Here is a 338-nt window from a genome sequence, read left to right on the forward strand (position 1 = left end):
GCGGACAAGCGTGTCGCGTCACAGTGGCGTCAGACGATTCGAATCAATGCACAGCCATTCGAATGCAAAGAGACCCTGCTGGATGTCAGCAAAGGGCTTTCTACGGACAGCAAGTCGGTTTGGGAACGGATCGAAGCACAATTGCCTACTTTTGCCCTCTTCAAGTCGGATCGAGAAAGTAGTGATGGTGATGCTGAGGCCAAAAACCCTTCCTCCCCTCAAATAAGTGCACAATGCGCTGATTTAAAAGGGGTAGGTAGGATTTAATGGGTGTGCACATTCTAGGCCTGCACAACGAAAAAATAAATAAAAAATTTTTCCATACCCGCTCAGCTTTG

Annotated in this window: 1 protein-coding gene; it reads left to right on the forward strand. The window is 47.6% G+C overall.

Annotated elements, in window-relative coordinates:
- A partial coding sequence (locus KMS84_RS39560) for a hypothetical protein (RefSeq protein ID WP_256921490.1) occupies window positions 1–267 on the forward strand: 267 nt, incomplete at its 5' end.
- Between the last annotated feature and the right edge of the window lie 71 nt (window positions 268–338).

Source organism: Streptomyces hilarionis (assembly GCF_024539675.1).
GTDB lineage: Bacteria > Actinomycetota > Actinomycetes > Streptomycetales > Streptomycetaceae > Streptomyces > Streptomyces hilarionis.